The organism is Pseudomonas mosselii (assembly GCF_003205295.1).
In the GTDB taxonomy this organism is placed as follows: Bacteria; Pseudomonadota; Gammaproteobacteria; order Pseudomonadales; family Pseudomonadaceae; genus Aquipseudomonas; species Aquipseudomonas mosselii_B.
The window spans coordinates 47,070-71,799 of record NZ_QJRP01000019.1 but is presented as its reverse complement, the minus strand read 5'-3'; the positions used below and the strand labels follow the sequence as shown (position 1 = coordinate 71,799).

Sequence of the window (24,730 nt, the reverse complement as noted above, 5' to 3'; positions counted from 1 at the left end):
GTGCAGTCATGTGCCTGGCGCTGTCATCGCTGTCCGCTATCAGATTACCCAGGAGGCTGACCATGAGTGAGCGTGTACTTGCGGAGCTTGTCAACGGTACCTTGTCCCGGCCACAGTCACGCGCGTTGCAGGCCACCCGCAACCCGGCAGGCGGAGCCGTGCTGGGGTGGCTGCCGGTTGCAGACGCCCATCATGTCGACGAGGCAGTCGCCGCGGCACGCGCAGCCTTTGACGATGGTCGCTGGAGCCGTCTGCCCGCAAGCGACAGGGCGCAATTGCTGCTGGAACTTGCGGATCAACTTGAAGCCAATCTGGATGCACTGGCCCGGGCTGAAACAGCCGATACCGGCATGCTGCTTAGCATGACTTCACAAGGGCACCTGCCGCGTGCCATCGCACACTGCCGTTACTTTGCCGCGCTATGCCAACAGCAAGGCGGAGAGTGTCATGCCATGGACAATGCCTACTGGCAAATTGTGCAACGTGAGCCGCTGGGCGTTGTCGCGATATTGCCACCCTGGAGCGCGCCGCTGGCCGTCGCCACCATCAACCTGGCTGCGGCGCTGGCTGTCGGCAATACCGTGGTGCTGAAAAGCTCGGAGCGCGCGCCATTGACCCTGTCGCTCATGGCCGAGTTGCTGGCGGCCCTGGATTTCCCTCCCGGGGTGGTCAATGTCATCCACGGCGCTGCAGAGCCAACCGGTACGGCACTGGTGCGCAATCGCCAACTCGACGGCCTGTGTTTCGTTGGCGGCAGCGAGACTGCCCGGCATATCGCCGCCCAACCCGCCAGTGCATTCAGGCGAACGTTATACGAACTGGGAGGCAAGTCCCCTACGATCGTTTGCGCCGATGCGGACATCGAGGCAGCCGTCGACGGTGCCCTGTTGTCTGCCTTTACCAGCAATGGTGAGGTGTGCACCGCAGGCTCCCGGATATTGTTGCAGGAAGACATCCAGGACGCCTTCCTCGAACGATTCATAGCGCGTGTACGTGATTTGCGGGTAGGCGATCCTTGCGACCCGCTCAGCGAACTTGGTCCGATGATCGACGCGGCTCACCTGGAGTCTATCGAGCGCCATCTGCTCACCGCTCAGGAAGAAGGGGGCAGATTGCTGTGTGGTGGCCAGCGCATTGCTGATCTTGATGGCCCTTACCTTCGTCCTGCCGTTATCGATGGCATCACGCCGACGATGCGATTGTTTCATCAGGAGGTCTTCGGCCCCGTGGTCGGCATCACTTCGTTCGGCTCGACAGCGCAAGCCGTAGCGTTGGCCAACACCAGTGAATATGGGTTGGCTGCGACCGTCTGGTGCGCTGATGCCAGTGACGGATTGCGCTTGGCGGGCCAGTTGCGTTGCGGTGTCGTGGCGGTAAACAGCCCTGTAATTCGCGACATCCGCGTACCCTTTGGAGGACGTGAGGCCAGTGGCCTGGGACGGGTGGGCGGACGCTGGAGCCTGGATCAGTACAGCGAAGTGAAAACGATCAGTGTGCCATTGGAGGGTTACGCTCTGCCACGCCTGGGGCTGGGTGGCAAAGCGTAGGTGTAATGACGTTGCAGAGCGTTCATGTCTTTTGCTGATCGTGGATTGATCGGGCCAATTCAAGCATGCGTGCAGCGTTCTGATCGGGTGGGAACACCGGATAGCACAGCTTGACGATTTTGCCGTCATGCACCAGCCAACTCATGCGTTTGAGTAGTGTCTGTCCGGCTACCTCCATTGTCGGGAGGGACAGACTGCGGGTGAGAGTCAGGTGCTCGTCGCTGAGCATTGGGAATGTCAGTTGCAGACGCGCGACAAGCTCCTGCTGGTAGGCGCTGTTCTGCGTAGACAGGCCGTAGATTCGGTAGCCCAAGGCAAAGAACGATTGCGCCATCGCTTGATAGCCCAGCGTTTGCGGAGTACAGCCGCGCGCCCCGGCGATTTCGTTCCAATTGTCCGCAAGCGGTGGTTTGCCGGGTTGTCCTGTGCGTGGATAAATGAAGATCACACTGCGGGCAGGCAATGTGGACAAGTCCACCAGGCTACCATCGGTCGCAGGTAAAACCAGCTGCGGTAACGTGCGCCCCAACAAGTGGTCGGCGCCGCCATCGTCCTCGGGGGCAGGCAAGTCGTCAGGCAGGACATTGAGTTCGTTGATAATCATCATTTCAAGCCTCCGTGCTGTTTCACTCAAGTATGGCTGCCGGCACATTTTTTTCCTGTCCGTTCCGTGCAGCCTGTCGCCAAATCGGTTTTCGCCTTGCGTGCTCGCCGCTGGAGGATTTTTCGTATAAGCCCTGAAAAGTTCACCCATCTTCACACGACCTTGATAATCGCTGGAAGGAACGTTGACAGACCCTCGCTAGAGTGCGCGCCAGTTGAAATGCGCCGGGCAATCCCGGTGCGTTTTCCATGGTGTCGAAAACCTTATCCAGCGAGTCATGATCATGTTCGAATCAACGTCCATCAGGAAGATACTGGGCACTTCGCTTGCCCTCAACGCGGCGCTTGCCTGCAGCCAGGCAAATGCCCAGGAAAAGACCGCGCCGGACATCATCTGGGGCGACGAGACCCAGGTTACCGCCGGCTTCGCCCTGCATGCCGCGCCGCGCTACATGGGCGCGAAGGGCAGTCAGGGCCACCTGTTGCCGTCGGTGACTATCCAGCGCGGCATCTTCTTCGCCGACAGCCTCCAGGGCGTGGGTGTCCAGCATCAGTTCGACAACGGCTTCAGCGCCAGCCTCTCGGTTGGCTACGACTTCGGCCGTGCCGACGGTGACAGCAAGTACCGCAATGGCTCTGACTATTTGAAAGGCATGGGGGAGGTAGGCGGTGCGACGGTGGTCGACATCAACCTGGCCCAGCAGGTCCTGCCCTGGCTGGCGATCACCGCCGATGCCGAGCTGCGTACCGGTGGCTACAAGCGCGGCAACCGCTATCAGTTCGGCCTGCTTAGCACGCTGCACCAGAGCGACGCCGACATTGTCAGCCTGGGCCTCAATGCGCACGCGGGGCAGGCCAGGTACAACCAGACCTACTTCGGCGTCACCGGGCAGCAAAGCGACAACACCGATTTCGATCGATTCAAGGCGGACAAGGGCATCTATGCCTACTCGGGCGAGCTGTCGTGGATGCACCGGTTCGACCCGCACTGGTCGACCATCGCCAGCGTCAATGTGATGCACTACACCGACCAGGTCCGCCGCAGCCCGATCATCCGCCAGGATACGCCGGTCACCTCGACCGTCGGGGTGCAGTACACGTTCTGACTCAGGCCTGCGGGAGGAACGCCTCCTCGATGAAAGCTTCGAGCGCCTGCGCCTCGATGATCTCGATCGAGAAATGCCCGAAACGTTTCGGCAGCCAGATGATGCGGGCACCGGCAGGCGACTGCAGGTGCTCGCGCGCCAGTGGCTTGCCGTTCTCGTCCTCGGGCTGGATGCCGTTGGCCGTCAGTTGGTCGTAGGCTTGTTCGATGTCTGGCGTGGAGTAGCAATGGCGGTAGATCATCCCTTCGCCGTGAGTATCGAGCAGGTCCTTGAGGTTGCCCGTCAGCGGCTGGACCAGCATGAAGCGCTCCTGGCCGATCCGGGCAATGGCGTAGTGTACGTGCAGGCCGCCACGCTCCCAGACGAGCGTGCGCGAGATCTCGGCGCCCAGCACCTGGGCGTAGTAGGTACAGGCGGCCTGCAGATCGGCGACCAGCACATCCACGTGGCTGAATTTCAGGTCCATCGCATCGCTCGCTATATCGGCAGGTGTTGTCATTGTCAGGCTCAGGGCTGGGGGGAGGCGCTGTCTGCGGTGGCCTGCTCGGCGCCCAGGCTGGCCTCGGCCTCCAGTTTCAGCCGGTCGGCCTTGGAAATGTAGGTGTTGCGGTTTTTCGGCGCCAGTTTGGCGCTGGCCTTCTTGGCGTGGGCCTTCAACAGCTGGTTGATCTTTTTACGACGGTTCATGTTTTATCGCTTCATTGGTGCCTGGAGGTACGACAGGAGAGAACGATACAACAAAGCGCCACTGACGAATCGTCATATTCGCGCTACACCATCACCTGACGGGTTTGAACGAGCGACAGGCACGGAGCCTGTCGAACCCGACAAGGAGGTCATCATGCAAGGTTCGCCACGGCATTGTGCCTGGATCAAGACACTGCTCTGGGGCTGGCTGGCAGCCACCTCGCCAACCTTCGCCGAGGAGATCTGCGCGTTGCCCGACGTCGTCGAGCCCGCGCCGGTGCGCCCAGTGGACTACGTCAACAAGGACCTGCCCACGGACTACCTGGCGCTGGTCCTGTCCTGGTCGCCGGAGCACTGCGAGACCCAGCGCAACAAGCCCAAGGCGCAACGGGACAAGCATGCCTTCCAGTGCTTCTCCGGAAACCGCTTCGAATGGGTGGTGCATGGCCTGTGGCCGCAGAACCGCTATGCCAAGTCCAACCAGGACCATCCTCGCAACTGCCAGAGCGTCGGCTCGCTGCCGGCGCCACTGGTCAGGCAGCACCTGTGCATGATGCCGGGGCCGGACCTGATGCAGAACGAGTGGCAGGCCCACGGCACCTGTGGCTGGTCGTCCGCCGACCGTTACTTCGCCGACATCCAGCGGGTGTACGACACGCTGCGCCGTCCCGATACCCAGGCCATGCTCGGCCGCAACCCTGGCCCCAATCAACTGCTGGACGCCAAGGTCAGCGATATCAAGCAGGCCTTCCTGGCCCGCAACCCCGCGCTGCCGGCGCAGAGCCTGCGGGTCTCGGTGGGCTCGGGCAACCGTCTGAAGGAGCTCTGGGTGTGCCTGGACAAGCAGCTCGCCCCGATACCGTGCCCGAGCGGCGGGACCCCTGACAATCAATCGATCAAGGTCAGGACGCCGTTCCAGTAATCGGCCTGCAAGGAGTGCACCCATGCGAGCATCCGCCACTGGCGACTATCTGCGGGTACGGGCCATCGCCGGCACCCATGTCGTGTTCCTGGCCTGGGACTTCGTGACGCCGCCGAGCCTCGAGGCACTGGTCGGCGAACAGAACCTGCTGGGCTTTGCCGTGCACCGTCGGTACTTCGACGCGGCCGGCAAGGTGCGGACCCAGTACTACCTGCGCGGCCTCAAGCGCTTCGCCGACAAGGACAAGGGGCTGCCACCGGGCACGCTGGTGCCGACCAGCGAGCATCCGATCCAGAGTTTCCTGTGGGCCGACTACACCGCCGTCGCCGATGGGGAATACGAGTACAGGGTGCAGCCGGTGTTCGGCGAACCCAAGAACCTGCGCATCGACGAAGCCCGGGGCGTCGCGGTGCGCGTGCGCTGTGAACCCACGCTGGCGCCGGCCGGCGAGGGCTTGGGACACGATATCCACTTCAACCGCGGCGTGATCGGCTCCCAGGCTTATGCCAGGGAGTTCGACAACGTTGCTCCCGACCCAGGCGCACCGACCTCCAAACCAATGAAATGGCTTTCGCGGGGCCTGTACGAGGCCCTGCTCGATTTCATCGGACGTGGCGGCGCGAAGGGCATGGGCCTGCGCGCGGCGTTCTACGAGTTCCAGTACCTGCCGGTCGCCCAGGCCTTGCGCGAGGCCGCGCGCGAAGGCGACGTGCAGGTCGTCTTCGATGCGCACAGCAAGTACAAGGCAAAAAACCTGGCCATCATCGAGCAGGCCAACCTGCAGGCCTGGGTTCATCCGCGCACGGTCAGCGAAGGCATTCGCCACAACAAGTTCATCGTGCTGCTCAAGGATGGCCAGCCGGTCAGCGTCTGGACCGGGTCGACCAATATTTCAGCTGGCGGGATCTTCGGCCACTCGAACGTCGGCCATGTCGTCCACGACCCCAGCATCGCCCGGCAGTACCTGGACTACTGGACAAGGCTGCAACAGAACATGACCCCGGCCAGGCTGCTTGGGCCCAACGCCCAGGCCAGCCCATTGCCTGCCTTGCCGTTGCGGTCGGGCACCTTTCCGCTGTTCAGCCCTCGTGAGCGCAAGGAAACGCCCCAGGCGCAGAAGACCTTGCAGTGGTACGCGGACCTGGCCGGCAATGCCCGGCAACTGGTGTGCTTCACAGCCGCGTTCGAGATTGCCCCGGAATTCCAGAAGGTACTCCAGGCGCAGAACGATGTACTGCGCTACGTGATCAAGGACGACCCGCTCAGGAAGACCGAGGACATCGGCACCGACGGTGACGTGATCTTCGCCGCCGGCAGCTACCTGGGCGAGGACAACCCGCTGACCAACGCGCTCAAGGAGCGTGACAACCCGCTCAACAGCAACGACTTCGTCCATACCAAGTACCTGCTGGTCGACCCCCTGGGCGAGCAGCCCACCGTGGTGACCGGGTCGGCGAACTTCAGCGCCGCCTCCCAGGAGAAGAACGACGAGAACATGCTGGTGATCCACGGCGATACCCGGGTGGCGGACATCTACTTCGGCGAGTTCATGCGCCTGTTCGATCACCACTATGCGCGCTACCTCTCGGCGAAGTACCAGGCCCGACCCGCGAGCACCGGCAACTACCTCAAGCCGCAGGCCGGGCAATGGCTGCCCGCGCACCTGGATCCGGCGAACTACCGGTCGAAGCGGCGGCGCTATCTGGTCGGCTGACAGTCCCACAGGCCATGCGCAATCCCTGTAGGAGCGGCCTTGTGTCGCGAAAGGGCCGCATAGCGGCCCCAGGATCTCAGTGTTGATGCAAAGATCGCTGGGGCCGCTATGCGGCCCTTTCGCGACACAAGGCCGCTCCTACAGGGGCATGCGCCGTCTTGGCATGTAGGTGATTTGCTCCAGGGGGGGTAAGAGAACTATAGTTGAACTGTATAAATATCCAGTATTCGTTGAGGTTTCTCCCCACGACCGGCTTCAGTGCGCAAAATCGCCCCGTGGACAATAAATCCAGCTCCGTTAGTTTGAAGGCCTCTCCTTCGGAAAGGGAGAGTTCTCAAATCAAATGGAGCTATGAACATGAACCAACCACAAAACCAGAACCCACTTCGCCATGGCCGCGTCACTTCCCCGGCCTCCCGCGGCGCCGTTGCCATCGACCTCGGCGTGCTGAGCGGCTGGCAGGTAGACGAAATGGAAGGCGGCAAGAACTTCCCGGCCCTGGCGGCCGGCCCGTTCCCCGCACCGTTCCAGTCGGACAACCCGAGCGTCGCCCCGCCCGCCGACGGCTACATCCTCAGCGGTGGCAAGACCGACGCTCGCGACTGCGTCAACTTCACCGACGAGGAGATGAGCAAGAAGCTCAACCGCGCCTTCACCTGGCCGCAGGTGAACGTCGACCCCGGTCAGCTGTTCAAGGTGACCTGGCGCTACACCGCGGCGCACACCACCCGCGGCTACCGCTGGTTGATCACCAAGGACGGCTGGGACCCGAAACAGCGCATCACCCGTGCGCAGCTGGAGGACAAACCGTTCGCCGAGGACTTCTACCCGCAGGTGCCGTACTACAGCCATGCCGGCGAGCTGAAGGCCAAGGTCGACCACGAAGTGAAGCTGCCGGCCAACAAGAAGGGCCGTCATGTGATCGTCCTGATGTGGATCGTCGCCAACACCGGCAACGCCTTCTACCAGGCCTTCGACGTCGACTTCAAGTAAGTCCGCGGATCTTCCACACGTTCTGAAGGATTAGAACATGTCAAAGATTGACTTTACCCAACTGAAGGCAGCGCGGGACGACGCCGCCTCGCGCATGCCCAGCCTCGAGGGCAAGAAGATCCTCATGGGCTACTGGCACAACTGGCCGGCAGGCCCGGCGGATGGCTACCAGCGCGGGCAGTTCGCCAACATGAGCCTGGAGGAGGTGCCGCGCGACTACAACGTGGTGGCCGTGGCATTCATGAAGGGCAGCGGCATCCCGACCTTCAAGCCGTACAACCTGTCCGATGCCGAGTTCCGCCGCCAGGTCGGCGTGCTCAACAGCCAGGGCCGGGCGGTGCTGATGTCGCTGGGCGGTGCCGATGCGCATATCGCGCTGAACCCGGGCCACGAACAGCCGCTGGCCAATGAAATCATCCGCCTGGTGGAGACCTACGGTTTCGACGGGCTGGACATCGATCTTGAACAGAGCGCGATCGACTTCGCCGCCAACAAGACCGTCCTGCCCGCCGCGCTGAAGCTGGTGAAGGATCACTACGCCGCCGAGGGCAAGCATTTCATCATCAGCATGGCACCGGAGTTCCCCTACCTGACCAGCGCCGGGCGCTACGTCGACTACCTCAAGGCACTGGAGGGGTACTACGACTTCATCGCCCCGCAGTTCTACAACCAGGGTGGCGACGGGCTGTGGGTGCAGGAGGCCAACAACGGCAGGGGCGCCTGGATTGCCCAGAACAACGATGCGCTCAAAGAGGACTTCCTCTTCTACCTGACCGAAAGCCTGGTCAGCGGCACCCGCGGCTTCACCCGGATCCCGGCCGACAAGTTCGTCATCGGCCTGCCGGCCAACGTCGACGCCGCCGCCACCGGCTACGTGATCAACCCGACGGCGGTGACCAACGCGTTCAAGCGCCTGTATGCCAAGGGCGTGTCGATCAAGGGCCTGATGACCTGGTCGGTCAACTGGGACAACGGGGTCAACAAGGACCACGTGCCCTACAACCAGGAGTTCAGCCGACGCTACGGGCCGCTGATCAATGGCACCAAGGCGTCCGCTCAACGCAGCCGCAAGGCACCGACCGGCGCCTGATCGAACCCGCATCGGGCAGACGTGCCTGATGCCCGGCAGTCGAGGCCTGCCGACCTGATCGATCGATGAGAATCCGATGCCGTAAGGCATCGGATTTTTTGTTGTCTGCAGGATGGGGGAAGCCCTGCAAGCCATATGTCCGAAAATGGCGAGCCTCAAGTGAATCCAGGGCATAGGATGTCGCTCATGACAAACCTCATCGAGTCACCCGAAAGCGATGCCTGCTACCTGGCCCTTAAGGCGCACGACGCGCGTTTCGATGGCGCCTTCTTCGCTGCGGTCACCAGCACCGGTATCTATTGTCGGCCGGTATGCCGGGTGAAAACGCCACGGCGCGACAACCTGCGCTTCTACCGTCATGCCGCCCAGGCCGAGGCGGCGGGCTTCAGGCCGTGCCTGCGCTGTCGTCCCGAGCTGGCGCCGCGCACGGTGGCGTGGAGCACCGAGGATGCCTCGCGCATCCTGGCCGTGCAGGCGGCGCGCCTGATGGACGAGCCGCAGGTCGTGCGCACGATGGTCGACATCGCTCGGCACCTGGGGGTGAGCGACCGCCACCTGCGACGCATCTTCGAGGCGCAGTTCGGTGTCTCGCCGCTGCAGTACCTGCAGACACGGCGCCTGCTGGCGGCCAAGCAACTGATCGCCGACACGCAGTTGCCGATGACCCAGGTGGCATTGTCCAGTGGCTTTGGCAGTGTGCGGCGGTTCAATGATGCATTCTCGCGGCACTATGGCCTGAATCCCAGCGCGTTGCGTCGCGCCCGGTTGCCTGCCGACGGGCAGGGGGTGAGCATTCGCCTGGGCTGGCGCCCGCCTTATGACGTCGAGGCGATGCTGGGCTTCCTGCGCCTGCGCGCCATCCCGGGCCTGGAGTGGGTGGAGGGCCGGCAGTACACGCGCACCGTGCGCCTGGTGCAGGGCCAGCAGGAATGCAGCGGCTGGTTGAGTGTGAGCCTTGATGACGACCGCGCCCAGGCGCAGGTGACGATCAGTGACAGCCTGGCAAGCGTGCTGCCCACGCTGATCAACCGCGTACGGGCCGCGTTCGACCTGGATGCCGACCCGGTGGCGATCCACGGCGTGTTGCAGGCCACGTTCCCGGCGAGCGAGGGCATGCGTGTGCCCGGTACGCTGGACGGCTTCGAGCTGGCGGTGCGCGCCGTGCTCGGCCAGCAAATCACCGTGGTCGCCGCACGCACGCTGGGCGCGCGCCTGGTCGGCGCCTTTGGCGAGCCCATCCAGACCCCCGTCGCAGCGCTGGACCGCCTGTTCCCCACGCCGGCGACCCTGGCGGCAGCCAGTGGTGACGGCCTTGGCCGACTGGGCATCACGCGCCAGCGCCAGGCCGCGCTCAAGGCCCTGGCCGAGGCCGTGGGGGAAGGGCGCCTGGTGCTGCGCCCCGGCGTCGATGTCGCGGCCACCTGCGCCCAGTTGCGTGCCTTGCCCGGCATCGGCGACTGGACCGCCCAGTACATCGCCTTGCGCGCGCTGCGCTGGCCCGATGCGTTTCCGGCGGGTGACGTGGCATTGCAGAAGGCCCTGGGCGTGAACAGTGCCAGCGCCGCTACGCAAGCTGCGCAGGGCTGGCGCCCCTGGCGTGGCTATGCGGTGCTGCGGGCCTGGCAAGGGCTGGCGGGAAAGCCGTGACCTTGACTTAGGGTTGCCCGGCGGTGTCTGAAAGTGCTTTCAACACCGCCATGGCGCTCTGGGCGTCGTCCACACCGACAAAGATGTGGTCATGGTAGTAGGCCGCCACCACGTTGCAGCTGATGCCCGCTTTGCCCAGCGCGGTGGCGAACGCTGCGGTCAGGCCAACGGCTTCGAGGGAGGAGTGGACGGTCAGCGTGATCCAGGCGCACACGTAGGTGTAGGGCAGTTGCATCGCGTCCGCGACCTTTCGCTCCAGGATGACCGTCCAGCCTTCGTGCTCCCTGAAGCTGCCGACAATGTTCAGGTCTTGCAGCTGTGAGGCGTCGGTGACGGTGGCAAAGACATACTCGCCGTCATTGAGTACGGGTCTCATGGACTGGAGGAGTTTTTCAATCGAGGTTTCGCCATGCATCGCGTGGGCTCCTATGGTGGTGAGCCGGCAGTCTAGAGGGTTCACCGGGGACGATTGAAATTAGCATTGCACGCAGGGCATTAGGACAATCGATGAGCCGGGTGCTCATCAACCCAGGCGTAATTTTTCCAGTGCCTCCAGGGCCGCCCGTAGTTCGGCGGATGACTGCGATACTAGTTCCCGTTCGGCGCCTGAGCTCGTTCTTCGGCCAGGCTGGCCGGTTCGGGGTTGTTTGCCGACGTGATGAAAGGAAACGCTGGCTTCATGTCCAGGCTCAGCACTTCCAGCGTCGGCAGGTTTGGCGAGTAACGACGGGCGATCACCTCATCGCGTGCCCGCTGGTCGCGCAGACTGAAGAAGCAGAGCATCCGTTGCAGGCAGCGCGAACGGAACTCGCCGAGGTAGTAGGCCTTGCCCGGCTCAAGGTCCATGGGTACCGAGAACTTGCGCTTGGCGTTGATCGATAGATTATCGTCACCTGGCCAATAGAACTCGGTGTCATAAATCTCATAGTGACCAGGCTTGAGCGGCAGGACGAAGACGCTGGCGACTCCCGGCTTGCTGTAGTGTTCCCCGACTGGCGCGCCCTTGATGTCCGACGGGGTATTCCCCACGAGGCCGTTGCCCCACACCGCCGCCGCATTTTCCTGCGTATCGGTCTTGCGCAACTTGATTCGCTGATGAGTGTACGCATCGTCTTCTGCGGCAGGGCCGATGCTGCCGACCAGATAGCTGACGGGCCCGCCTGCGGCAGGTTGCAGCGGCTCGCTGACAATGGCGGGTGAAACCGGGCCGCATCCTGCAATCAGGGCAAAGGGCAATACACAGGCTAAGGCGCGGAGCAATCCAGGCATGAACATTCCTTGAGGGGCTACAGGTACCATTTATGGCCAAGGCAGCGACTGGCGTTGCCGTGAAGGCGTGGGATGATATCGGGCAATTTGATATCACTTCCAGCGGCGTAGAGCAGAAATGTGCAATGGGCTGACGGATCGCGATCATGCCGCCGATCAGCGCCACGCCGCCAGGCGTACCAGAGAGGGCAACAGCAGCGCCCAGATCGGCGCCAGCAGCAGGGCGGTGGTGACCGTGCCCAACGGCAGGTCGACCTGCGCCAGGCGGGCGCCGGCCAGGTAGGCCAGCGGTCCGCCAAAAGCGCCGAGCAGCGCCCCGCGCCAGAGCGGCCGGCCGGCCCAGGCCAGGCTGTGGCGCAGGCCGCTGGCCAACACCAGCCACAGCATCGCCAGCCACACGGGCAGCGGGTGGCTGTCGAAAGCGAACACGCCAAGCGCGCCGAGCAAGCTGTCCAGCAGGGCGCCGGCCAGTGTCACGCGCAGTAGCGTCCAAGCCTCGCCAGGGCGATCCCGGCACAGGATTACATGCACCGCCATGGCCGGCGGCACCAGCAGCAGCAACCAGGGCCATCGCGCCCCGAGCACGCACAGCCACCAGCCAGCCTGCAGCCACAGGGCATTGGCGATCAGCCAGCCACGGCGCATGGGTCAGTGCCCGGGCAACGGGGCGCGGCGTGCCGAGGGGCCTGCCCACAGCAACTGGGCGACGCCGATGGCGCGCTCCTCGAATCCGCCCTGGCAATAGCACAGGTAGTACTCCCACAGGCGCTGGAACATTTCGTCGTAGCCGAGCGCCGCCAGCGCGCCACGTGCCTGACGCAGGTTGTCGCGCCAATGGAGCAGGGTGCGGGCGTAGTCCAGGCCGAAGTCCTCCAGGTGCACGAGGTTCAGCCCTGTCTGGCGGCTGGCGGTGTCGAGCAGCACGCTCAACGACGGCAAGGCGCCGCCAGGAAAGATGTAGCGCTGGATGAAGTCCACCGAGCGCCGGGCCTGGGCATAGCGCTGGTCGCGGATGGTGATGGCCTGCAGTAGCATCAGCCCGTCGGGCTTGAGCAGCGTTGCGCACTGGCGAAAGTACACGGGCAGGTAACGGTGGCCGACGGCTTCGATCATCTCGATCGAGACCAGCTTGTCGAAGCTGCCCTGCAGGTCGCGATAATCCTGGCGCAACACCGTCACGCGTTGTTCCAGCCCCAATGCCTGGACGCGCTGCAGGGTGAAGGCGTACTGGGCCTCGGAGAGCGTCGTGGTGGTGACCCGGCAGCCGTGCCGGGTCGCGGCGTGGATCGCCAGGCTGCCCCAGCCGCTGCCGATCTCCAGCAGGTGATCCCGCGCACTCAGTTCGAGCTTGCGGCAGATCTGCTCCAGCTTGTTCAGTTGGGCGTGCTCCAGGGGTTGGTCGGGGTGTTCGAACCGGGCCGCCGAGTACATCATGGTCGGGTCGAGCAGGTGTTCGAACAGGACGTTGCCCAGGTCGTAGTGGGCCAGGATATTGCGTTTGGCGCCGCGTCGGTTGTTGCGGTTCAGGCGATGCAGCAGTCGTAGCAGGGGACGACCCAGGCGCGCCAGGCCACCTTCCAGGGCGTCCAGTACCTCCAGGTTGGCCACGAACAGCCGGGTCACGGCCGCCAGGTCCGGGCTGTGCCAGTAGCCATGGATGTAGGCCTCGCCGGCACCGATCGAGCCATTGCCGGCCACCAGGTTCCAGGCCGCGCCTTCAAGGACCTCCACTTCGGCCTGCAACGGGCTGTCGGCGTCGCCGAAGCTCCATTGCCGTCCCCGCTCGCGCAGCCGCAGGTGGCCGTGGCGCAGCTTGCCCAGTTGCGCCATCACCGCGCTGCGGGCCAGCCCACCCAGCAGCGGAGTGAGGCCTGCGGATTTGCTAACGCTCAGGGTGGGGTTCGACATGGTCGGGCTCCTCGCGGCGATGGCCGAGCGCCAGGGTGCCCTGGCTGGCGGTGTGGTCGTGAACGGGGACACGCTTGAACAACAGGCGCAGGGCTTGCCAGTAGATGGCCGAGACGGTGCGCAGGCTCATCCAGGGGAAGGACAGCAGGTAGCGATGCAGCGCGGCGCGGTCCAGCGGCTGGCGGCGCACGGCGAGGTCGGCTTCGAAGATCTTCTGGCCGTCTCGCCAGTTCTCCATGTGCACGTGAATCCGCTGCGTATCCAGATGGAAGTGCAGGTGGTAGTCCATGGCCATCGGCAGGAAGGGCGATACGTGGAAGGCCTTGGCCATGGTGAACGTTTGCTCGAGGCCGTCCCGCACCGGCAGCACATAGTGGAAGCGCTCGCGCCACGGCGTGTTGCGCACTTCCAGCAGAATCGCCGCCAGCTGCTCGTCGCGGTCATGGCAGAAGTACAGGCTCACCGGATTGAACGACAGTCCCCAACTGCGCAGCTGGGTCAGCAGGCGCACCGGGCCTTCGGGAACCTGGCCGGTGGCCTGGCCGACCAGTCGGCGGGCGGCCTGGGCCAGCGGCTCGCCCTTGCCGGTCAGCGCCGGCAGGTAATCGGTCTCGCGCCAGCTCAGGGGCGCCAGCCGCCAGCGCCCCACCCAGCGTGACAGGCCCAGCAGCCCGGCCTGTTCGTCGAGGTCCAGGTAGAACATGCCGATCCGGTAGCGCAAGGCATGCGGCCGGGGCACCAGGCGCCGATGGCTGACCCAGCCCGGGCACAGGCTGCTGTTCACAATTGCTCTCCGAAGTGTTCGGCGACCTTGAGCGCACTGACCACGCCGTCCTCATGAAAGCCGTTGCCCCAGTAGGCGCCGCAGTAGTAGCTGTGGTGCTGGCCCTGCAGCTCGGCCTGGCGGGCCTGGGCGGCGGTGGCGGCGAGGCTGTATTGGGGGTGGGCGTACTTGTAGCGGGCGATGATCTGCGCCGGGTCTACAAGTGAGGTCTGGTTGAGGCTGACGCAGAAGGTCACCGGGGCCTGGATGCCCTGCAGGATGTTCATGTTATAGGTCAGCGCGGCCGGGGCCTGTTCGGGACCGCCCAGGCGGTAGTTCCAGCTGGCCCAGGCCTTGCGCCGGCGCGGTAGCAGGCGGGTGTCGGTGTGCAGCAGCACATCGTTGCTGGCGTAGGTGATGGCCCCGAGCACCGCGCGCTCCTGGGCGCTGGGTGCTTCCAGCAGGGCAAGGGCCTGGTCGCTGTGGCAGGCGAACACCACGTTGTCGAAACGCTCGGCACCGGCCTTGCCGTGCAGGGTGACGCCATCTTCATCGCGGCTGACCCGGTCGACCTTGCACGCCAGGCGGATGCGCTCGGCGAATGGCCGGCACAGCGGTGCGACATAGCTGCGCGAACCACCCTCGACGACCCGCCACTGCGGACGCTGGTTCACCGACAGCAGCCCATGGTTGCGACAGAAACGCACGAAGAACTGCAGGGGAAAACCGAGCATGTCTGCCCGTGACATCGACCAGATTGCCGAGCCCATCGGCACGACGTAGTGCTCGACAAAGCGCCGGCCATAGCCCTGTACCTGGAGGTAACCGCCCAGGGTGGTGGACGGATCGATGCGCCCGCGGTCCAGATCGGCCAAGGCCTGGCGGTTGAAACGCAGGATGTCGCGCAGCATGCCCCAGAACCCAGGCGACACCAGGTTGCGCCGCTGCGCGAACAGGGAGTCGAGGTTGTGGCCGTTGTATTCGAGGCCACTGTCCGGGTCATGCACCGAGAAGCTCATCTGGGTCGGCCGCGAGGCAACCCCGAGCTGGTCGAGCAGGCGGATGAAGTTCGGGTAGGTCCAGTCGTTGAACACGATGAAGCCGGTGTCCACCGCATGACGTTCGCCGCGCCAGCGCACTTCGACGGTATGGGTGTGGCCGCCGATCCAGTCCTCGGCCTCGAACACCGTGACCTCGTGGCGGCGCGACAGCAGGTGGGCGCAGGTCAGGCCGGCGATGCCGCTGCCAATGATCGCGATGCGCATGGCGGGTTATTCCTGTGGCCGTCTTGCCAGGCGTCGACCCAGCGCCAGGCGCCAACGCGGCGGCAACGTGCCGAGCAGGCGCAGGGCCAGGGTGAACGCAACGGGGAAGTTGATTTCCAGCGGCCGCCCGGGTAGGCGCCGGGCGATATGGCGGGCGGCGCGCTGCGCCGTCCAGCGCTGGGGCATGGGGAAGTCGTTGCGCCGGGTCAGGGGCGTATCGACGAAGCCGGGGCTGACCAGGGTGACATCAATGCCTTCATTGGCCAGATCGATGCGCAGCGATTCGACCAGGTAACGCACGGCGGCCTTGGATGCGCCATAGGCGCCGGCCCGGGGCAGGGCGAGCCAGGCCACCGAGCTGCCCATCACCACCACATGCGGGCGTTCGCCGCGATGCAGCAAGGGCAGGGCGACGGCCAGGCAATGACACAGGCCCAGCAGGTTGGTACGCACCACACGCTCGACCAGGTCAGGGTCGAATCGACCCGGCTCCAGGTATTCGCAGGTCCCGGCGTTGAGAATGACCCCGTCCAGCGCCCCCCAGGCCTGCTGCAGTTCCCCGGCGATCAACGCCAGCCGTTCGCGGTCGTCTATATCGCCAAGGGCCGGCAGCGCCTGCCCGGGAAAGCGTTCGACCAGGGGCGCCAGGCGCTCGGCGCAACGGCCTCCGAGGGCCACCTGGTGCCCCTGCTCCAGCAATTGCAAGGCCAGTGCGGCGCCGATGCCGCTGCTGGCGCCGGTCAGCCAGTAGCGGCTCATGCCAGCCGACCCTTGAGCCAGCGAATGGCGCCTCCCATGACCGGGACATGTTCATACAGCAGGGCGCCAGCGTCGAAGTAATCCTGGTGAACCTGCACCCGCTGCTGCCATTGCAGATGGCTGCAGCCCTGCAGGCTGATGGGCCGACCGCCAGCCAGGCGTGGATGGCGAAAGTGCAGGGTCCAGCGCAGGTAGCCCTGCCCGGGCCGGACCTCGTCGGCGCCGGTGAAGGCATAGCGGATGTCATGGGCGTTGGCGTAGAGCTGGGCGAGGTACGCCTTCAGGGCGGGCAGCCCATCGATCCGGTGTAGCGGGTCGCGAAAGATGACATCTTCGCTGTACAGGTTTTCCAGCGAGTCCAGATTGCCCCGGTGCAGGCGGGCGAAGCATTCGGCGAAATGCTGCAGGTAGTCTGACATGCGCGGCTCCGGGCAATCCTGTACAACGATGGCAAGTTGTACAGGTATGACTGAAGCCTAGAACTAAAATTGTACAAATACAATCCTCTTGTACAGCTTTTGCCGTCAGCGTTCGGCTGCCGCCAGCGCCTCGCGCAAGCGCGCGACCTCCGCTTCCAGTTCGCGCACTTTTTCCTCGGCGGTCACCTGGGCCGTGACATCGCGCTGGATACCGATGTAGTAGGTCAGCTGGTCGGCTTCGTTGCGTACCGGGGTGATCGACAGCTCGTTCCAGAACGGGCTGCCATCCTTGCGGTAGTTGCGCAACACCTGGCGGCAGGGGTGGCCTGCGCGGATCGCCTGGCCGATGGCGGCGACGCCCGGCTGGTCGTGGTCGGTACCCTGGAGAAATCGGCAGTCCTGGTAGAGGATGTCGTCCGTGGCGTAACCGGTGAGCCGTTCGAAGGCCGGGTTGGCGTAGATGAGAATGCTGTCGTTGCCCTCCTGCTCGGCGACGACGATGCCATCGTTGGAGTGTTCGACCATCAGTTGCAGGAGTTTCGCGTTGATCATGGAACTCACCTGTCGGATCGTGTGTGCCGAATGCGCAGCGTAGCTCCGTGCGAGAACCTCGGGCGCCCCTGCCGACCATGATGACCCAAGGAGGCTCGCCGCAACAGGTGCCCATGGGTTTAGAATGTGCTTTCACCCATGCGAACCTTGGCCATGACCGACGCCCCTTCCTTCGACTTGCTGCCCATGCGGGACGTGGTCAGCCTGACTGGCATCAACCCCGTGACGTTGCGCGCCTGGGAGCGCCGCCATGGGCTGATCAGCCCGCAGCGTACCGAAGGCGGGCACCGGCTGTACACGGCCAGGGATGTCCAGCGTATTCGCGACATCCTGCGTTGGACCGGCAATGGCGTGCCCATCAGCAAGGTCGGCGGGCTGCTCGCCGGCCAGCCCGACGCGCCCCCTGCGCAGGACGATGCCTTTCACGACTGGCGCCTGGCTGTTGTCCGGGCGACCAAGGCATTTGATGCGCAGGCACTTGAAGGTATTCACGGGCAGCTGTTCACGCTGCTGCCCAAGGCCACGGTGATGCATGAGGTGTTCATGCCGGTGTGGCACGAACTGGCCGAAGGCGAGGCTTTCGGCGAGCGCAGCCAGTGGCTGTTCCTGGATGCCTTCCTGCGCGCCCGCCTGCTGCTGCGCCTGCACATGAACCAGGCCGATGCGCCACGGGTGCTGCTGGCCGGCGCCGAGGGCCTGGCCGAGCTGCAGTTGCTGTGTACCGGCCTGCTGCTGAGCGACCGGCGGCAACGCATCGAGGTGCTGGGGTGTGGTCAGCCGCTGGAGGAACTGGCGCTGGTGTGCGGGGCGATCCAGCCGGCGGTGCTGGTGGTTGCGGTGCAGGGGCCGGTAAGCGCCTCCCTGGGCAAACGGTTGCGTTCGCTGCAGATGGAGATACCTTGCCCGCTGGCCTTGGTGGGGGAGGGGCTGAGCGCTTCGCAGGCGGTGCTGCAGGGTATTCCGGTGTGCTTGCTGGACGAGCGCGACCCGCAGGCGCCCGGCATGCTCGATGCTCTGCTCAGGGGCGCCCTGGACCTGTGACGGCTACCTACAACGCCTTCATCTCCGCAATATCCCGCGCCACCTGATCCGCGGAGCGGTCGAACATCGCCTGTTCCTGCGCATCCAGCGGCAGCTCGATCACCCGCGTAATGCCCTCGTCCGAGAGTACGCAGGGAACACCCATGGCGATATCCGTGCGTCCGTACTCGCCCTCGAGAATCGCGACCGCCGGCAGGATACGGCTGCGCCCATTGGCAATCGCATCCACCATCTGCGCGATCGCCACGCCCGGCGCATCGCAGGCGCTGCCGACCTTCTTCAGGGCAAGGATCTCGCCGCCACCTTTACGGGTACGCTCAACGATCTGCTCGATCTGCTCACTGGACAGCAAGTGCGCCAGCGGCACCGCACCGACCGTGCAGTAGCGCATCAACGGCACCATGCTGTCGCCGTGCCCGCCCAGGACCAGCGCCGTAATATCCCGTGCCGAAAACCCGGTCTGCTCGGCGATGAAACACTTCATGCGCGCGGTATCCAGCACCCCCGCTTGGCCGAACACCTTGTCGCGGCCCAGGCCACTGAGGCTCCAGGCCCGGTAGGTGAGCACATCGACCGGATTCGACACCACCAACACCGTCGCGGTCGGCGCATGCTGTTTCACATCATGCATGATGCCGTCGAGTATCGGCAGGTTGATGGCCAGGACATCCTGCCGCGACTGGCCAGGCTTGCGCGGCACGCCCGCCGTGATAACCACCAGGTCGGAACCCTGCAGCAACCGGGCATCCGACCCGCCGTACACCTTGGTGTCGGACCCGGACTCCACTGCCGCCTGCCAGATATCCAGCGCTTTGCCCTGGGCCAGCTCACCCTGGACGTCGATCAACGCCAGTTCACGGCAGAGCGCATCCCGGGCGATGGCCTGGGCTGCAGCCTCACCGACGATACCGGCACCCACGATAGATAGTTTGTTCACCTCGCACCTCCTCGCGGCTCGCGTCATCAGCAACACGCTCGCCTGTACAGGGAAGTATTGCCTGCCCGGGCGAAAAGGCTACCCGAGGTGGAGCCCTGTGGGCCCTTGGAACCATCTCTCTCAAGGTTTTGCGATTTTTGGGATATGGCCGCTCTAGTTCAAGATTGGCGGGGTCGCTTTGCGACCCTTTCGCGGCACAAGGCCGCTCCTACAGGCGATCGCGCACCCCTGTAGGAGCGGCCTTGTGCCGCGAAAGGGCTGCAAAGCAGCCCCGGCAATTCGAAGCCGGACGCCAATTCTCATCACCTTGAAAGGCCTGCCCCTCAGAGCACTTTGACCGCCCGCCCGATGAACTGTACAGGCCCGTTCGGACGTCCGCTTGCAGAGCCACCCGCATTCTCCAGGGTCAGCTCGAACAACTGGTTGGGCTCTACCGCAGGCAGGCGCTCCAGCGGCACGGTGACTTGCTCCCCAGGTTTGATCAGCCCGAGCGAGATCGGTGCCGGCCACTGTTCACCCTTGGTCCAGAACTGCAGAACCTTGCCTCCCGGGACCTCGGACTTACCCAAGGGAATCAGCTGGACCTGGCCAGCGCCACGGGTCTGGACCACCCAACCAGGTGCCTGGGTGGCAGGCGCCACCAGCACGACCATATAGGTGGTGGCAGGCGACTGTACCGTCAGCAGTGCAAGACCCAGTAACAGACTGGCTGCAAGGCCGGCACCGGCCAGCCCTTGCCACAGCCCCAGGCGTCGCCACCATGAGGGCTGGGCGGGGAGGTCGCCCAGGCTACGGTTGATCCGTTGCCACAGTCGGGGACTGGGCGCAAGTGGCGTGGCCAGCGCGTTCAAGCCCAGCAGTCGCTGCTCCCAAGCGTCCACGGCGTCACGCAAGGCACGGTCGCTGTCCAGGCGCTTGAGCACAGTCTCCTGCTGTTCGGCCGACAACGTGCCTAGCACGTACTCCCCGGCCAGTTGCTCGAGGTCATCGGTGCTTTCGTTACCCGGCTCGTTGGTCATCCCATGCACTCCCGCAGCGCCTTGAGGCTGCGTTTTATCCACGACTTGACCGTGCCCAGCGGGGTGTCGAGCAGGCGGGCTATCTCGGTATGGCTGCAGCCGTCGACGTAGGCATGCAGGATGCACTTGCGCGGCGCGGCGTCGAGCTGGTCGAGGCAGCGGTGAATCCTCGGTGCATCGGCCTGCAAGGTCATGTCATCGTGATAGGGCGCGATATCGACGGTGGCAACATCGTCGATCACCACTTCTCGGCGGCTGTCGCGTATGAAATTCAGGGCCAGGTGCCGAGTCAGGCTGTACACCCAGCCACGCGCCGAGCCTCGGGCCGGATCAAAGCTGCCCGCACGGGTCCAGATGCGGATGAAAGCGTCATGGACGATGTCCTCGGCGGTGGCGTGGTCGCGGGCGATGCGCCGGGCCACGCCGAGCAGGCGGGCACCTTCCTGGTTGTAAAGCGCCTGCAGGGCTCCGCGATCGCCCCTGGCACAGGCCTGGAGACAGCGCTCGTAGTCAAATGGCGTCGTGGGCAGGTTCAAGGTCGGGCCGATCCTCATGCTACCGGGAGCCCCGGCCGGTCGGCCGGGGACTGTCGATGAGCGTAGCTCAAGGGGGCTGGCGCGCAGGGCCTCAGTTGGCGGCCCAGAAGATGTAGTCAGCCTGGTACTTGACGATCTGCTTCTCGCCCTTGTTCTGCACCGTGCAGGCGGTTTGCGGGGCGACGCCGCCGCGGGTGGCCAGGCGCTGGACGAAGCTGACGCCACTCATGGCGCCCTTGCCCTCGGCGGGGTTGGCCTTGACCAGCTGGAACGGTAGGTCACCCTTGGCCGCCGGGGCGATGGCCAGCTGGGTGCCGGTGATCTTCGAGCCGTCCTTGGCCTGCCAGGTGGCGGGCGGGCCGAAGTAGTCGCCCACGGCCTTGCCGGTCCGGTCCTTGAGCACGGCCTTCGGTCCGGCGAAGGTCCATTCGGTCTGGCCGGGGGCGTCAGCCTTGTCGCGGCATTCGTAGGTGATCTCGCCGACACCGACGGTTTCCAGCGCCACCTTGTGGCCGTCCGGCACCTTGACGGCATCGGGGACCCCGGTCTGGGCGTGGGCGGTCTGCAGCAGCATGGCCAGGGCGAGGCCGCAGGCGGGCAGGAACGAAACGTGTGCGATGTTCATCGAGCGATCTCCTGGTGGGGGCATGGCAGGGCATTCAAGTGTTGCCCTTAGGTGAATACCCACCAGAACGGGATCTGGATGCACTCAAGCGTAAAAAGAGAGACCTGGCCGACGGAGCGCAAGGTGGCCAGCAGTCTTCCTCCGAAGTCGAGCGTTCATCGGGCAATGGCGTTTCTTTACGCTTTCTTTATGCCGGCCTTTGCAGCTTGAGATGATACTGGCGCGGTTTTTCTGCCCCCCAGCCTGCCTGCCCACATTCAGTGTTTACGCGATACTGACGAGACGTTACCTGTGAGCCAATCCGCAATCGTTGAAAACCATTCCCACGCCAGCAAGAGCACGGGTGTCGGCCTGCTGGTCGCCGCCGTCGGCGTCGTCTATGGCGACATCGGCACCAGCCCCCTGTACACGCTCAAGGAGGTGTTCTCCGGCCATTTCGGGGTGCAGGCCAACCTCGAGGGGGTGCTGGGCATCCTGTCGCTGGTGTTCTGGTCGCTGATCTGGGTGGTCTCGGTGAAATACGTCCTGTTCATCCTGCGCGCCAGCAACCAGGGCGAGGGCGGGATCATGGCGCTGACCGCACTGGCCAGGCGGGCGGCGCGTCCTTATCCGCGACTGAGCAAGGTGCTGGTGCTGCTGGGGCTGTTTGGCGCGGCGCTGTTCTACGGCGACAGCATGATCACCCCGGCCATTTCCGTGCTGTCGGCGGTGGAGGGTCTGCAACTGGGCATCGACGGCATCGAGCACTGGGTCGTGCCCTTGGCGGTGGTGGTGCTGGTCGGGCTGTTCATCATCCAGAAGCACGGCACCGCGCGCATCGGCATCCTGTTCGGGCCGGTGATGGTGCTGTGGTTCGTGGTACTGGGCGCGCTCGGCATCCATGGCATCGTGCAGCGGCCCGAGGTGCTGCAGGCGCTGAACCCGTCGTGGGCGGCGCACTTCTTCGTCGCCCATCCGGGCATCGGCGTGGCGATTCTGGGTGCCGTGGTGCTGGCCTTGACCGGTGCCGAGGCGCTTTACGCCGACATGGGGCACTTCGGCCGCAAGCCGATTTCCCGCGCGTGGTTCATCCTGGTGCTGCCGGGCCTGGTGCTGAACTACTTCGGCCAGGGCGCGCTGATCCTCGACAACCCGGCGGCGGTGCGCAATCCGTTCTACCTGCTGGCCCCGGAGTGGGCGCTGCTGCCGATGGTCGCGCTGGCCACCCTGGCCACCATCATCGCCTCGCAGGCGGTGATCTCCGGCGCCTTCTCGCTGACCCGCCAGGCCATCCAGCTGGGCTATGTGCCGCGCATGTTCATCCAGCACACCTCCAGTGAAGAGCAGGGGCAGATCTACATCGGCATGGTCAACTGGGCGTTGATGGTCGGCGTGGTGCTGCTGGTGGTCGGCTTCGAGTCGTCCAGCGCGCTGGCGGCGGCCTACGGTGTCGCGGTGACCGGCACCATGCTGATCACCACGCTGCTGGCCTCGGCGGTGGTGCTGTTGCTGTGGAAGACCCCGCGCTGGCTGGCGATTCCCTTGCTGCTGGGCTTTCTGCTGGTGGATGGCCTGTACTTCGCCGCCAACGCGCCGAAGATCCTGCAGGGCGGTGCCTTCCCGGTGATCGCCGGCCTGGCGCTGTTCGTGCTGATGACCACCTGGAAGCGCGGGCGCAGCATCATCGTCGAGCGCCTGGATGAAACCGCCTTGCCGCTGCCCTTGTTCATCGCCAGCGTGCAGGCGCAGCCGCCCCATCGCGTGCAGGGCACGGCGGTGTTCCTCACCGCCCGTTCCGATGCGGTACCCCACGCGCTGTTGCACAACCTGCTGCACAACCAGGTGCTGCACGAGCAGGTGGTGCTGCTGACGGTGGTGTCGCAGGATTCGCCACGGGTGACGCAGGACAAGCGCTTCGAGGTCGAGGCGTTCGGCCAGGGTTTCTTCAGGGTCAACCTGCACTTCGGCTTCATGGAGGAACCTGACGTGCCCCTTGCGCTCAGCCACAGCAGCACGGCGGCGCTGGACTTCAGCCCCATGCGCACCACCTACTTCCTGAGCCGGGAAACCGTGGTGCCGACCAAGCGGATCGGCATGGCCAAGTGGCGCGAGCACTTGTTCGCCTTCCTGTTGAAGAACGCCAACAGCAACTTGCGGTACTTCAAGCTGCCGCTGAACCGGGTGATCGAACTGGGGACCCAGGTCGAGATGTGAGAGCGCTCAGGGGATGGACCGGCAGCCCAGGCCGGTCTCCATCCCCGGCAGCGAACAACGGTCATGCCTCGACACCCTCATGTCGCTGTTCCCGACACGACATTCACCCCCTCCAGCGTTGCAAACGAAATGTCCTTGGCCGTCAGCAGGAAATCGCTGACATAGGGCACTTGCAGCATGTCGCTGCGGATCGCGGCGTACAGTCGGGCCTGCAACCCATTCTCGCCCAGGCGCTTGGCGGTCACATAACCACGCGAGCTGTATTCATGCAGTGCCCAGTTGGGCAGGCAGCACACGCCCCGGCCCGAGGCGACCAGCTGCATCATCATCACCGTCAGCTCCGAAGTCCGTACCTGCGCGGGCTCGATATCCGCGGGTTCGAGAAAGCGGGTGAAGATGTCCAGGCGGTGGCGCTCGATGGGGTAGGTGATCAGCGTCTGGCTGGCCAGGTCGACGGGCTCCAGGTAGGGCTTGCCATGCAATGGGTGATGGTTGTCGACGGCCAGCACCGCTTCATAGCCGAACAGCGGCACGTAGCTGATGCCCGGGAGGGTAACCGGGTCGGAAGTCACCACCAGGTCGAGGTCGCCGCGCTCCAGCGCGGGCAGCGGGGCGAAGGCAAAGCCTGAGGCCAGGTCAAGCTCCACCTCCGGCCAGGCACCACGGAACTCGTCCACCGAAGGCATCAGCCACTGATAGCAGCTGTGGCATTCGATGGCGATATGCAGACGCCCTGCGGTGCCGCTGGCGAGCTTGCCCAGGTCGCGCTCGGTGCCGCGGATCAGCGGCAGGACCTGCTCGGCCAGCTGCAGCAGCTTGAGGCCGGCACTGGTGAAACGCACCGGTTTGGACTTGCGTACGAACAGCTGCATGCCGATGCGCTCCTCCAGTTCGCGGAACTGGTGCGACAGGGCGGATTGGGTGAGGTGCAGGCGTTCAGCGGCGTCGTGCAGGCTATCGGTATCGCGCAGGGCGTGGATGGTGCGCAGGTGCCTTAGATCGATCATGAGCAAAGTTACAGATCAGCGCAAAAAAAATGAGTTTGTCTCATGAAGGCCGTTTATTGACAATCCCCCCATTGAATTTTTCCTTCGAAGCCAGGCGAGCAGGAAATATTTTCAGGATCTACTTCGGG

The 24,730-nt window shown here is 64.6% G+C and carries 26 protein-coding genes; 9 read left to right on the top strand and 17 right to left on the bottom strand.

All coding sequences use genetic code 11. The features are described 5' to 3' along the window. Positions 1–62 precede the first annotated feature (62 nt). The gene (locus DMX06_RS18025) at positions 63–1,547 is read left to right on the top strand and encodes an aldehyde dehydrogenase family protein (protein ID WP_181427860.1); all 1,485 of its coding nucleotides are present in this window, start codon (positions 63–65) and stop codon (positions 1,545–1,547) included. Between the two features lie 22 nt (positions 1,548–1,569). On the opposite strand, the gene DMX06_RS18020 is transcribed toward DMX06_RS18025, so the two are convergent. Then, positions 1,570–2,301: a peroxiredoxin gene (locus DMX06_RS18020; protein ID WP_258378880.1), complete on the bottom strand. Its 732-nt coding sequence runs from the start codon at positions 2,299–2,301 to the stop codon at positions 1,570–1,572. A gap of 133 nt (positions 2,302–2,434) precedes the next feature. Here DMX06_RS18020 and DMX06_RS18015 point away from each other — a divergent pair, with 133 nt between their 5' ends. Beyond that, positions 2,435–3,256, top strand: coding sequence for a MipA/OmpV family protein (locus tag DMX06_RS18015; RefSeq protein WP_110738715.1), 822 nt, complete (start codon positions 2,435–2,437; stop codon positions 3,254–3,256). A gap of 1 nt (position 3,257) precedes the next feature. On the opposite strand, the gene DMX06_RS18010 is transcribed toward DMX06_RS18015, so the two are convergent. Further along, positions 3,258–3,722, bottom strand: coding sequence for a VOC family protein (locus DMX06_RS18010; protein WP_110738692.1), 465 nt, complete (start codon positions 3,720–3,722; stop codon positions 3,258–3,260). A gap of 41 nt (positions 3,723–3,763) precedes the next feature. Continuing rightward, the gene (locus tag DMX06_RS18005; protein WP_110738691.1) at positions 3,764–3,943 is read right to left on the bottom strand and encodes a DUF2986 domain-containing protein; all 180 of its coding nucleotides are present in this window, start codon (positions 3,941–3,943) and stop codon (positions 3,764–3,766) included. A 154-nt stretch (positions 3,944–4,097) separates the two neighbouring features. On the opposite strand from DMX06_RS18005, the gene DMX06_RS18000 reads away from it, so the two are divergent. The 5 genes from DMX06_RS18000 to DMX06_RS17980 all read left to right on the top strand — a co-directional run bounded on the left by DMX06_RS18000 (position 4,098) and on the right by DMX06_RS17980 (position 10,309). After that, positions 4,098–4,865, top strand: a complete 768-nt coding sequence (locus tag DMX06_RS18000; protein ID WP_110738690.1) for a ribonuclease T2 family protein — start codon at positions 4,098–4,100, stop codon at positions 4,863–4,865. 22 nt (positions 4,866–4,887) lie between these two features. Beyond that, on the top strand, positions 4,888–6,579 hold the full coding sequence (locus DMX06_RS17995; RefSeq protein WP_110738689.1) for a phospholipase D-like domain-containing protein: 1,692 nt from the start codon (positions 4,888–4,890) through the stop codon (positions 6,577–6,579). A 357-nt stretch (positions 6,580–6,936) separates the two neighbouring features. After that, entirely contained in the window at positions 6,937–7,572 is a 636-nt protein-coding gene (locus DMX06_RS17990; protein WP_110738688.1) for a lytic polysaccharide monooxygenase auxiliary activity family 9 protein, read from the top strand. A 37-nt stretch (positions 7,573–7,609) separates the two neighbouring features. After that, the gene (locus DMX06_RS17985; protein WP_110738687.1) at positions 7,610–8,662 is read left to right on the top strand and encodes a chitinase; all 1,053 of its coding nucleotides are present in this window, start codon (positions 7,610–7,612) and stop codon (positions 8,660–8,662) included. 186 nt (positions 8,663–8,848) lie between these two features. Continuing rightward, positions 8,849–10,309: an AlkA N-terminal domain-containing protein gene (locus DMX06_RS17980; RefSeq protein ID WP_110738686.1), complete on the top strand. Its 1,461-nt coding sequence runs from the start codon at positions 8,849–8,851 to the stop codon at positions 10,307–10,309. A 7-nt stretch (positions 10,310–10,316) separates the two neighbouring features. Here the strand turns inward: DMX06_RS17980 and DMX06_RS17975 are convergent, their stop codons facing one another. From DMX06_RS17975 to DMX06_RS17935, 9 genes are all read right to left on the bottom strand, one after another. Beyond that, on the bottom strand, positions 10,317–10,724 hold the full coding sequence (locus tag DMX06_RS17975; RefSeq protein WP_110738685.1) for an ACT domain-containing protein: 408 nt from the start codon (positions 10,722–10,724) through the stop codon (positions 10,317–10,319). Positions 10,725–10,897: 173 nt separating this feature from the next. After that, complete coding sequence (locus tag DMX06_RS17970; RefSeq protein ID WP_181427858.1) at positions 10,898–11,578, bottom strand: hypothetical protein; 681 nt, start codon at positions 11,576–11,578, stop codon at positions 10,898–10,900. 156 nt (positions 11,579–11,734) lie between these two features. After that, a complete protein-coding gene (locus tag DMX06_RS17965) occupies positions 11,735–12,223 on the bottom strand; it encodes a DUF2878 domain-containing protein (RefSeq protein ID WP_110738684.1) in 489 nt (162 codons plus the stop codon). A gap of 3 nt (positions 12,224–12,226) precedes the next feature. Then, a complete protein-coding gene (locus tag DMX06_RS17960; protein WP_110738683.1) occupies positions 12,227–13,486 on the bottom strand; it encodes an SAM-dependent methyltransferase in 1,260 nt (419 codons plus the stop codon). Continuing rightward, complete coding sequence (locus tag DMX06_RS17955; RefSeq protein WP_110738714.1) at positions 13,461–14,270, bottom strand: DUF1365 domain-containing protein; 810 nt, start codon at positions 14,268–14,270, stop codon at positions 13,461–13,463. Before DMX06_RS17955 ends, DMX06_RS17960 begins: the two co-directional genes overlap by 26 nt. Further along, complete coding sequence (locus DMX06_RS17950; RefSeq protein ID WP_110738682.1) at positions 14,267–15,514, bottom strand: NAD(P)/FAD-dependent oxidoreductase; 1,248 nt, start codon at positions 15,512–15,514, stop codon at positions 14,267–14,269. The genes DMX06_RS17955 and DMX06_RS17950 overlap by 4 nt, the downstream gene beginning before the upstream one ends. A gap of 6 nt (positions 15,515–15,520) precedes the next feature. Continuing rightward, positions 15,521–16,273 carry an SDR family NAD(P)-dependent oxidoreductase gene (locus DMX06_RS17945; RefSeq protein WP_110738681.1) on the bottom strand — a complete coding sequence of 251 codons (753 nt, stop codon included), beginning with the start codon at positions 16,271–16,273 and terminating at the stop codon, positions 15,521–15,523. Beyond that, entirely contained in the window at positions 16,270–16,692 is a 423-nt protein-coding gene (locus tag DMX06_RS17940) for a nuclear transport factor 2 family protein (protein ID WP_110738680.1), read from the bottom strand. The genes DMX06_RS17945 and DMX06_RS17940 overlap by 4 nt, the downstream gene beginning before the upstream one ends. Before the next feature lie 105 nt (positions 16,693–16,797). Further along, entirely contained in the window at positions 16,798–17,244 is a 447-nt protein-coding gene (locus tag DMX06_RS17935) for a PAS domain-containing protein (protein ID WP_110738679.1), read from the bottom strand. A 153-nt stretch (positions 17,245–17,397) separates the two neighbouring features. On the opposite strand from DMX06_RS17935, the gene DMX06_RS17930 reads away from it, so the two are divergent. Next, positions 17,398–18,285, top strand: a complete 888-nt coding sequence (locus DMX06_RS17930) for a MerR family transcriptional regulator (RefSeq protein WP_110738713.1) — start codon at positions 17,398–17,400, stop codon at positions 18,283–18,285. A 7-nt stretch (positions 18,286–18,292) separates the two neighbouring features. Here the strand turns inward: DMX06_RS17930 and DMX06_RS17925 are convergent, their stop codons facing one another. The 4 genes from DMX06_RS17925 to DMX06_RS17910 form a co-directional block, all read right to left on the bottom strand. Next, positions 18,293–19,222: a malate dehydrogenase gene (locus DMX06_RS17925; protein WP_110738678.1), complete on the bottom strand. Its 930-nt coding sequence runs from the start codon at positions 19,220–19,222 to the stop codon at positions 18,293–18,295. Between the two features lie 323 nt (positions 19,223–19,545). Beyond that, entirely contained in the window at positions 19,546–20,241 is a 696-nt protein-coding gene (locus DMX06_RS17920) for an anti-sigma factor (protein ID WP_110738677.1), read from the bottom strand. Beyond that, positions 20,238–20,777: a sigma-70 family RNA polymerase sigma factor gene (locus DMX06_RS17915; RefSeq protein WP_110738676.1), complete on the bottom strand. Its 540-nt coding sequence runs from the start codon at positions 20,775–20,777 to the stop codon at positions 20,238–20,240. Before DMX06_RS17915 ends, DMX06_RS17920 begins: the two co-directional genes overlap by 4 nt. Positions 20,778–20,868: 91 nt before the next feature. Then, positions 20,869–21,402: a DUF3455 domain-containing protein gene (locus tag DMX06_RS17910; RefSeq protein WP_110738675.1), complete on the bottom strand. Its 534-nt coding sequence runs from the start codon at positions 21,400–21,402 to the stop codon at positions 20,869–20,871. Positions 21,403–21,693: 291 nt separating this feature from the next. Here DMX06_RS17910 and DMX06_RS17905 point away from each other — a divergent pair, with 291 nt between their 5' ends. Beyond that, a complete protein-coding gene (locus DMX06_RS17905; protein WP_110738674.1) occupies positions 21,694–23,595 on the top strand; it encodes a potassium transporter Kup in 1,902 nt (633 codons plus the stop codon). A gap of 77 nt (positions 23,596–23,672) precedes the next feature. Here the strand turns inward: DMX06_RS17905 and DMX06_RS17900 are convergent, their stop codons facing one another. Beyond that, positions 23,673–24,602 carry a LysR family transcriptional regulator gene (locus tag DMX06_RS17900; protein WP_110738712.1) on the bottom strand — a complete coding sequence of 310 codons (930 nt, stop codon included), beginning with the start codon at positions 24,600–24,602 and terminating at the stop codon, positions 23,673–23,675. Between the last annotated feature and the right edge of the window lie 128 nt (positions 24,603–24,730).

Bases quoted from the DNA above. Each gene is read 5' to 3' on its own strand.
- DMX06_RS18025 (WP_181427860.1), top strand. From the start codon at position 63: ATGAGTGAGCGTGTACTTGCGGAGCTTGTCAACGGTACCTTGTCCCGG.
- DMX06_RS18020 (WP_258378880.1), bottom strand. From the start codon at position 2,301: ATGGGTGAACTTTTCAGGGCTTATACGAAAAATCCTCCAGCGGCGAGC.
- DMX06_RS18015 (WP_110738715.1), top strand. From the start codon at position 2,435: ATGTTCGAATCAACGTCCATCAGGAAGATACTGGGCACTTCGCTTGCC.
- DMX06_RS18010 (WP_110738692.1), bottom strand. From the start codon at position 3,722: ATGGACCTGAAATTCAGCCACGTGGATGTGCTGGTCGCCGATCTGCAG.
- DMX06_RS18005 (WP_110738691.1), bottom strand. From the start codon at position 3,943: ATGAACCGTCGTAAAAAGATCAACCAGCTGTTGAAGGCCCACGCCAAG.
- DMX06_RS18000 (WP_110738690.1), top strand. From the start codon at position 4,098: ATGCAAGGTTCGCCACGGCATTGTGCCTGGATCAAGACACTGCTCTGG.
- DMX06_RS17995 (WP_110738689.1), top strand. From the start codon at position 4,888: ATGCGAGCATCCGCCACTGGCGACTATCTGCGGGTACGGGCCATCGCC.
- DMX06_RS17990 (WP_110738688.1), top strand. From the start codon at position 6,937: ATGAACCAACCACAAAACCAGAACCCACTTCGCCATGGCCGCGTCACT.
- DMX06_RS17985 (WP_110738687.1), top strand. From the start codon at position 7,610: ATGTCAAAGATTGACTTTACCCAACTGAAGGCAGCGCGGGACGACGCC.
- DMX06_RS17980 (WP_110738686.1), top strand. From the start codon at position 8,849: ATGACAAACCTCATCGAGTCACCCGAAAGCGATGCCTGCTACCTGGCC.
- DMX06_RS17975 (WP_110738685.1), bottom strand. From the start codon at position 10,724: ATGCATGGCGAAACCTCGATTGAAAAACTCCTCCAGTCCATGAGACCC.
- DMX06_RS17970 (WP_181427858.1), bottom strand. From the start codon at position 11,578: ATGCCTGGATTGCTCCGCGCCTTAGCCTGTGTATTGCCCTTTGCCCTG.
- DMX06_RS17965 (WP_110738684.1), bottom strand. From the start codon at position 12,223: ATGCGCCGTGGCTGGCTGATCGCCAATGCCCTGTGGCTGCAGGCTGGC.
- DMX06_RS17960 (WP_110738683.1), bottom strand. From the start codon at position 13,486: ATGTCGAACCCCACCCTGAGCGTTAGCAAATCCGCAGGCCTCACTCCG.
- DMX06_RS17950 (WP_110738682.1), bottom strand. From the start codon at position 15,514: ATGCGCATCGCGATCATTGGCAGCGGCATCGCCGGCCTGACCTGCGCC.
- DMX06_RS17945 (WP_110738681.1), bottom strand. From the start codon at position 16,273: ATGAGCCGCTACTGGCTGACCGGCGCCAGCAGCGGCATCGGCGCCGCA.
- DMX06_RS17940 (WP_110738680.1), bottom strand. From the start codon at position 16,692: ATGTCAGACTACCTGCAGCATTTCGCCGAATGCTTCGCCCGCCTGCAC.
- DMX06_RS17935 (WP_110738679.1), bottom strand. From the start codon at position 17,244: ATGATCAACGCGAAACTCCTGCAACTGATGGTCGAACACTCCAACGAT.
- DMX06_RS17930 (WP_110738713.1), top strand. From the start codon at position 17,398: ATGACCGACGCCCCTTCCTTCGACTTGCTGCCCATGCGGGACGTGGTC.
- DMX06_RS17920 (WP_110738677.1), bottom strand. From the start codon at position 20,241: ATGACCAACGAGCCGGGTAACGAAAGCACCGATGACCTCGAGCAACTG.
- DMX06_RS17910 (WP_110738675.1), bottom strand. From the start codon at position 21,402: ATGAACATCGCACACGTTTCGTTCCTGCCCGCCTGCGGCCTCGCCCTG.
- DMX06_RS17900 (WP_110738712.1), bottom strand. From the start codon at position 24,602: ATGATCGATCTAAGGCACCTGCGCACCATCCACGCCCTGCGCGATACC.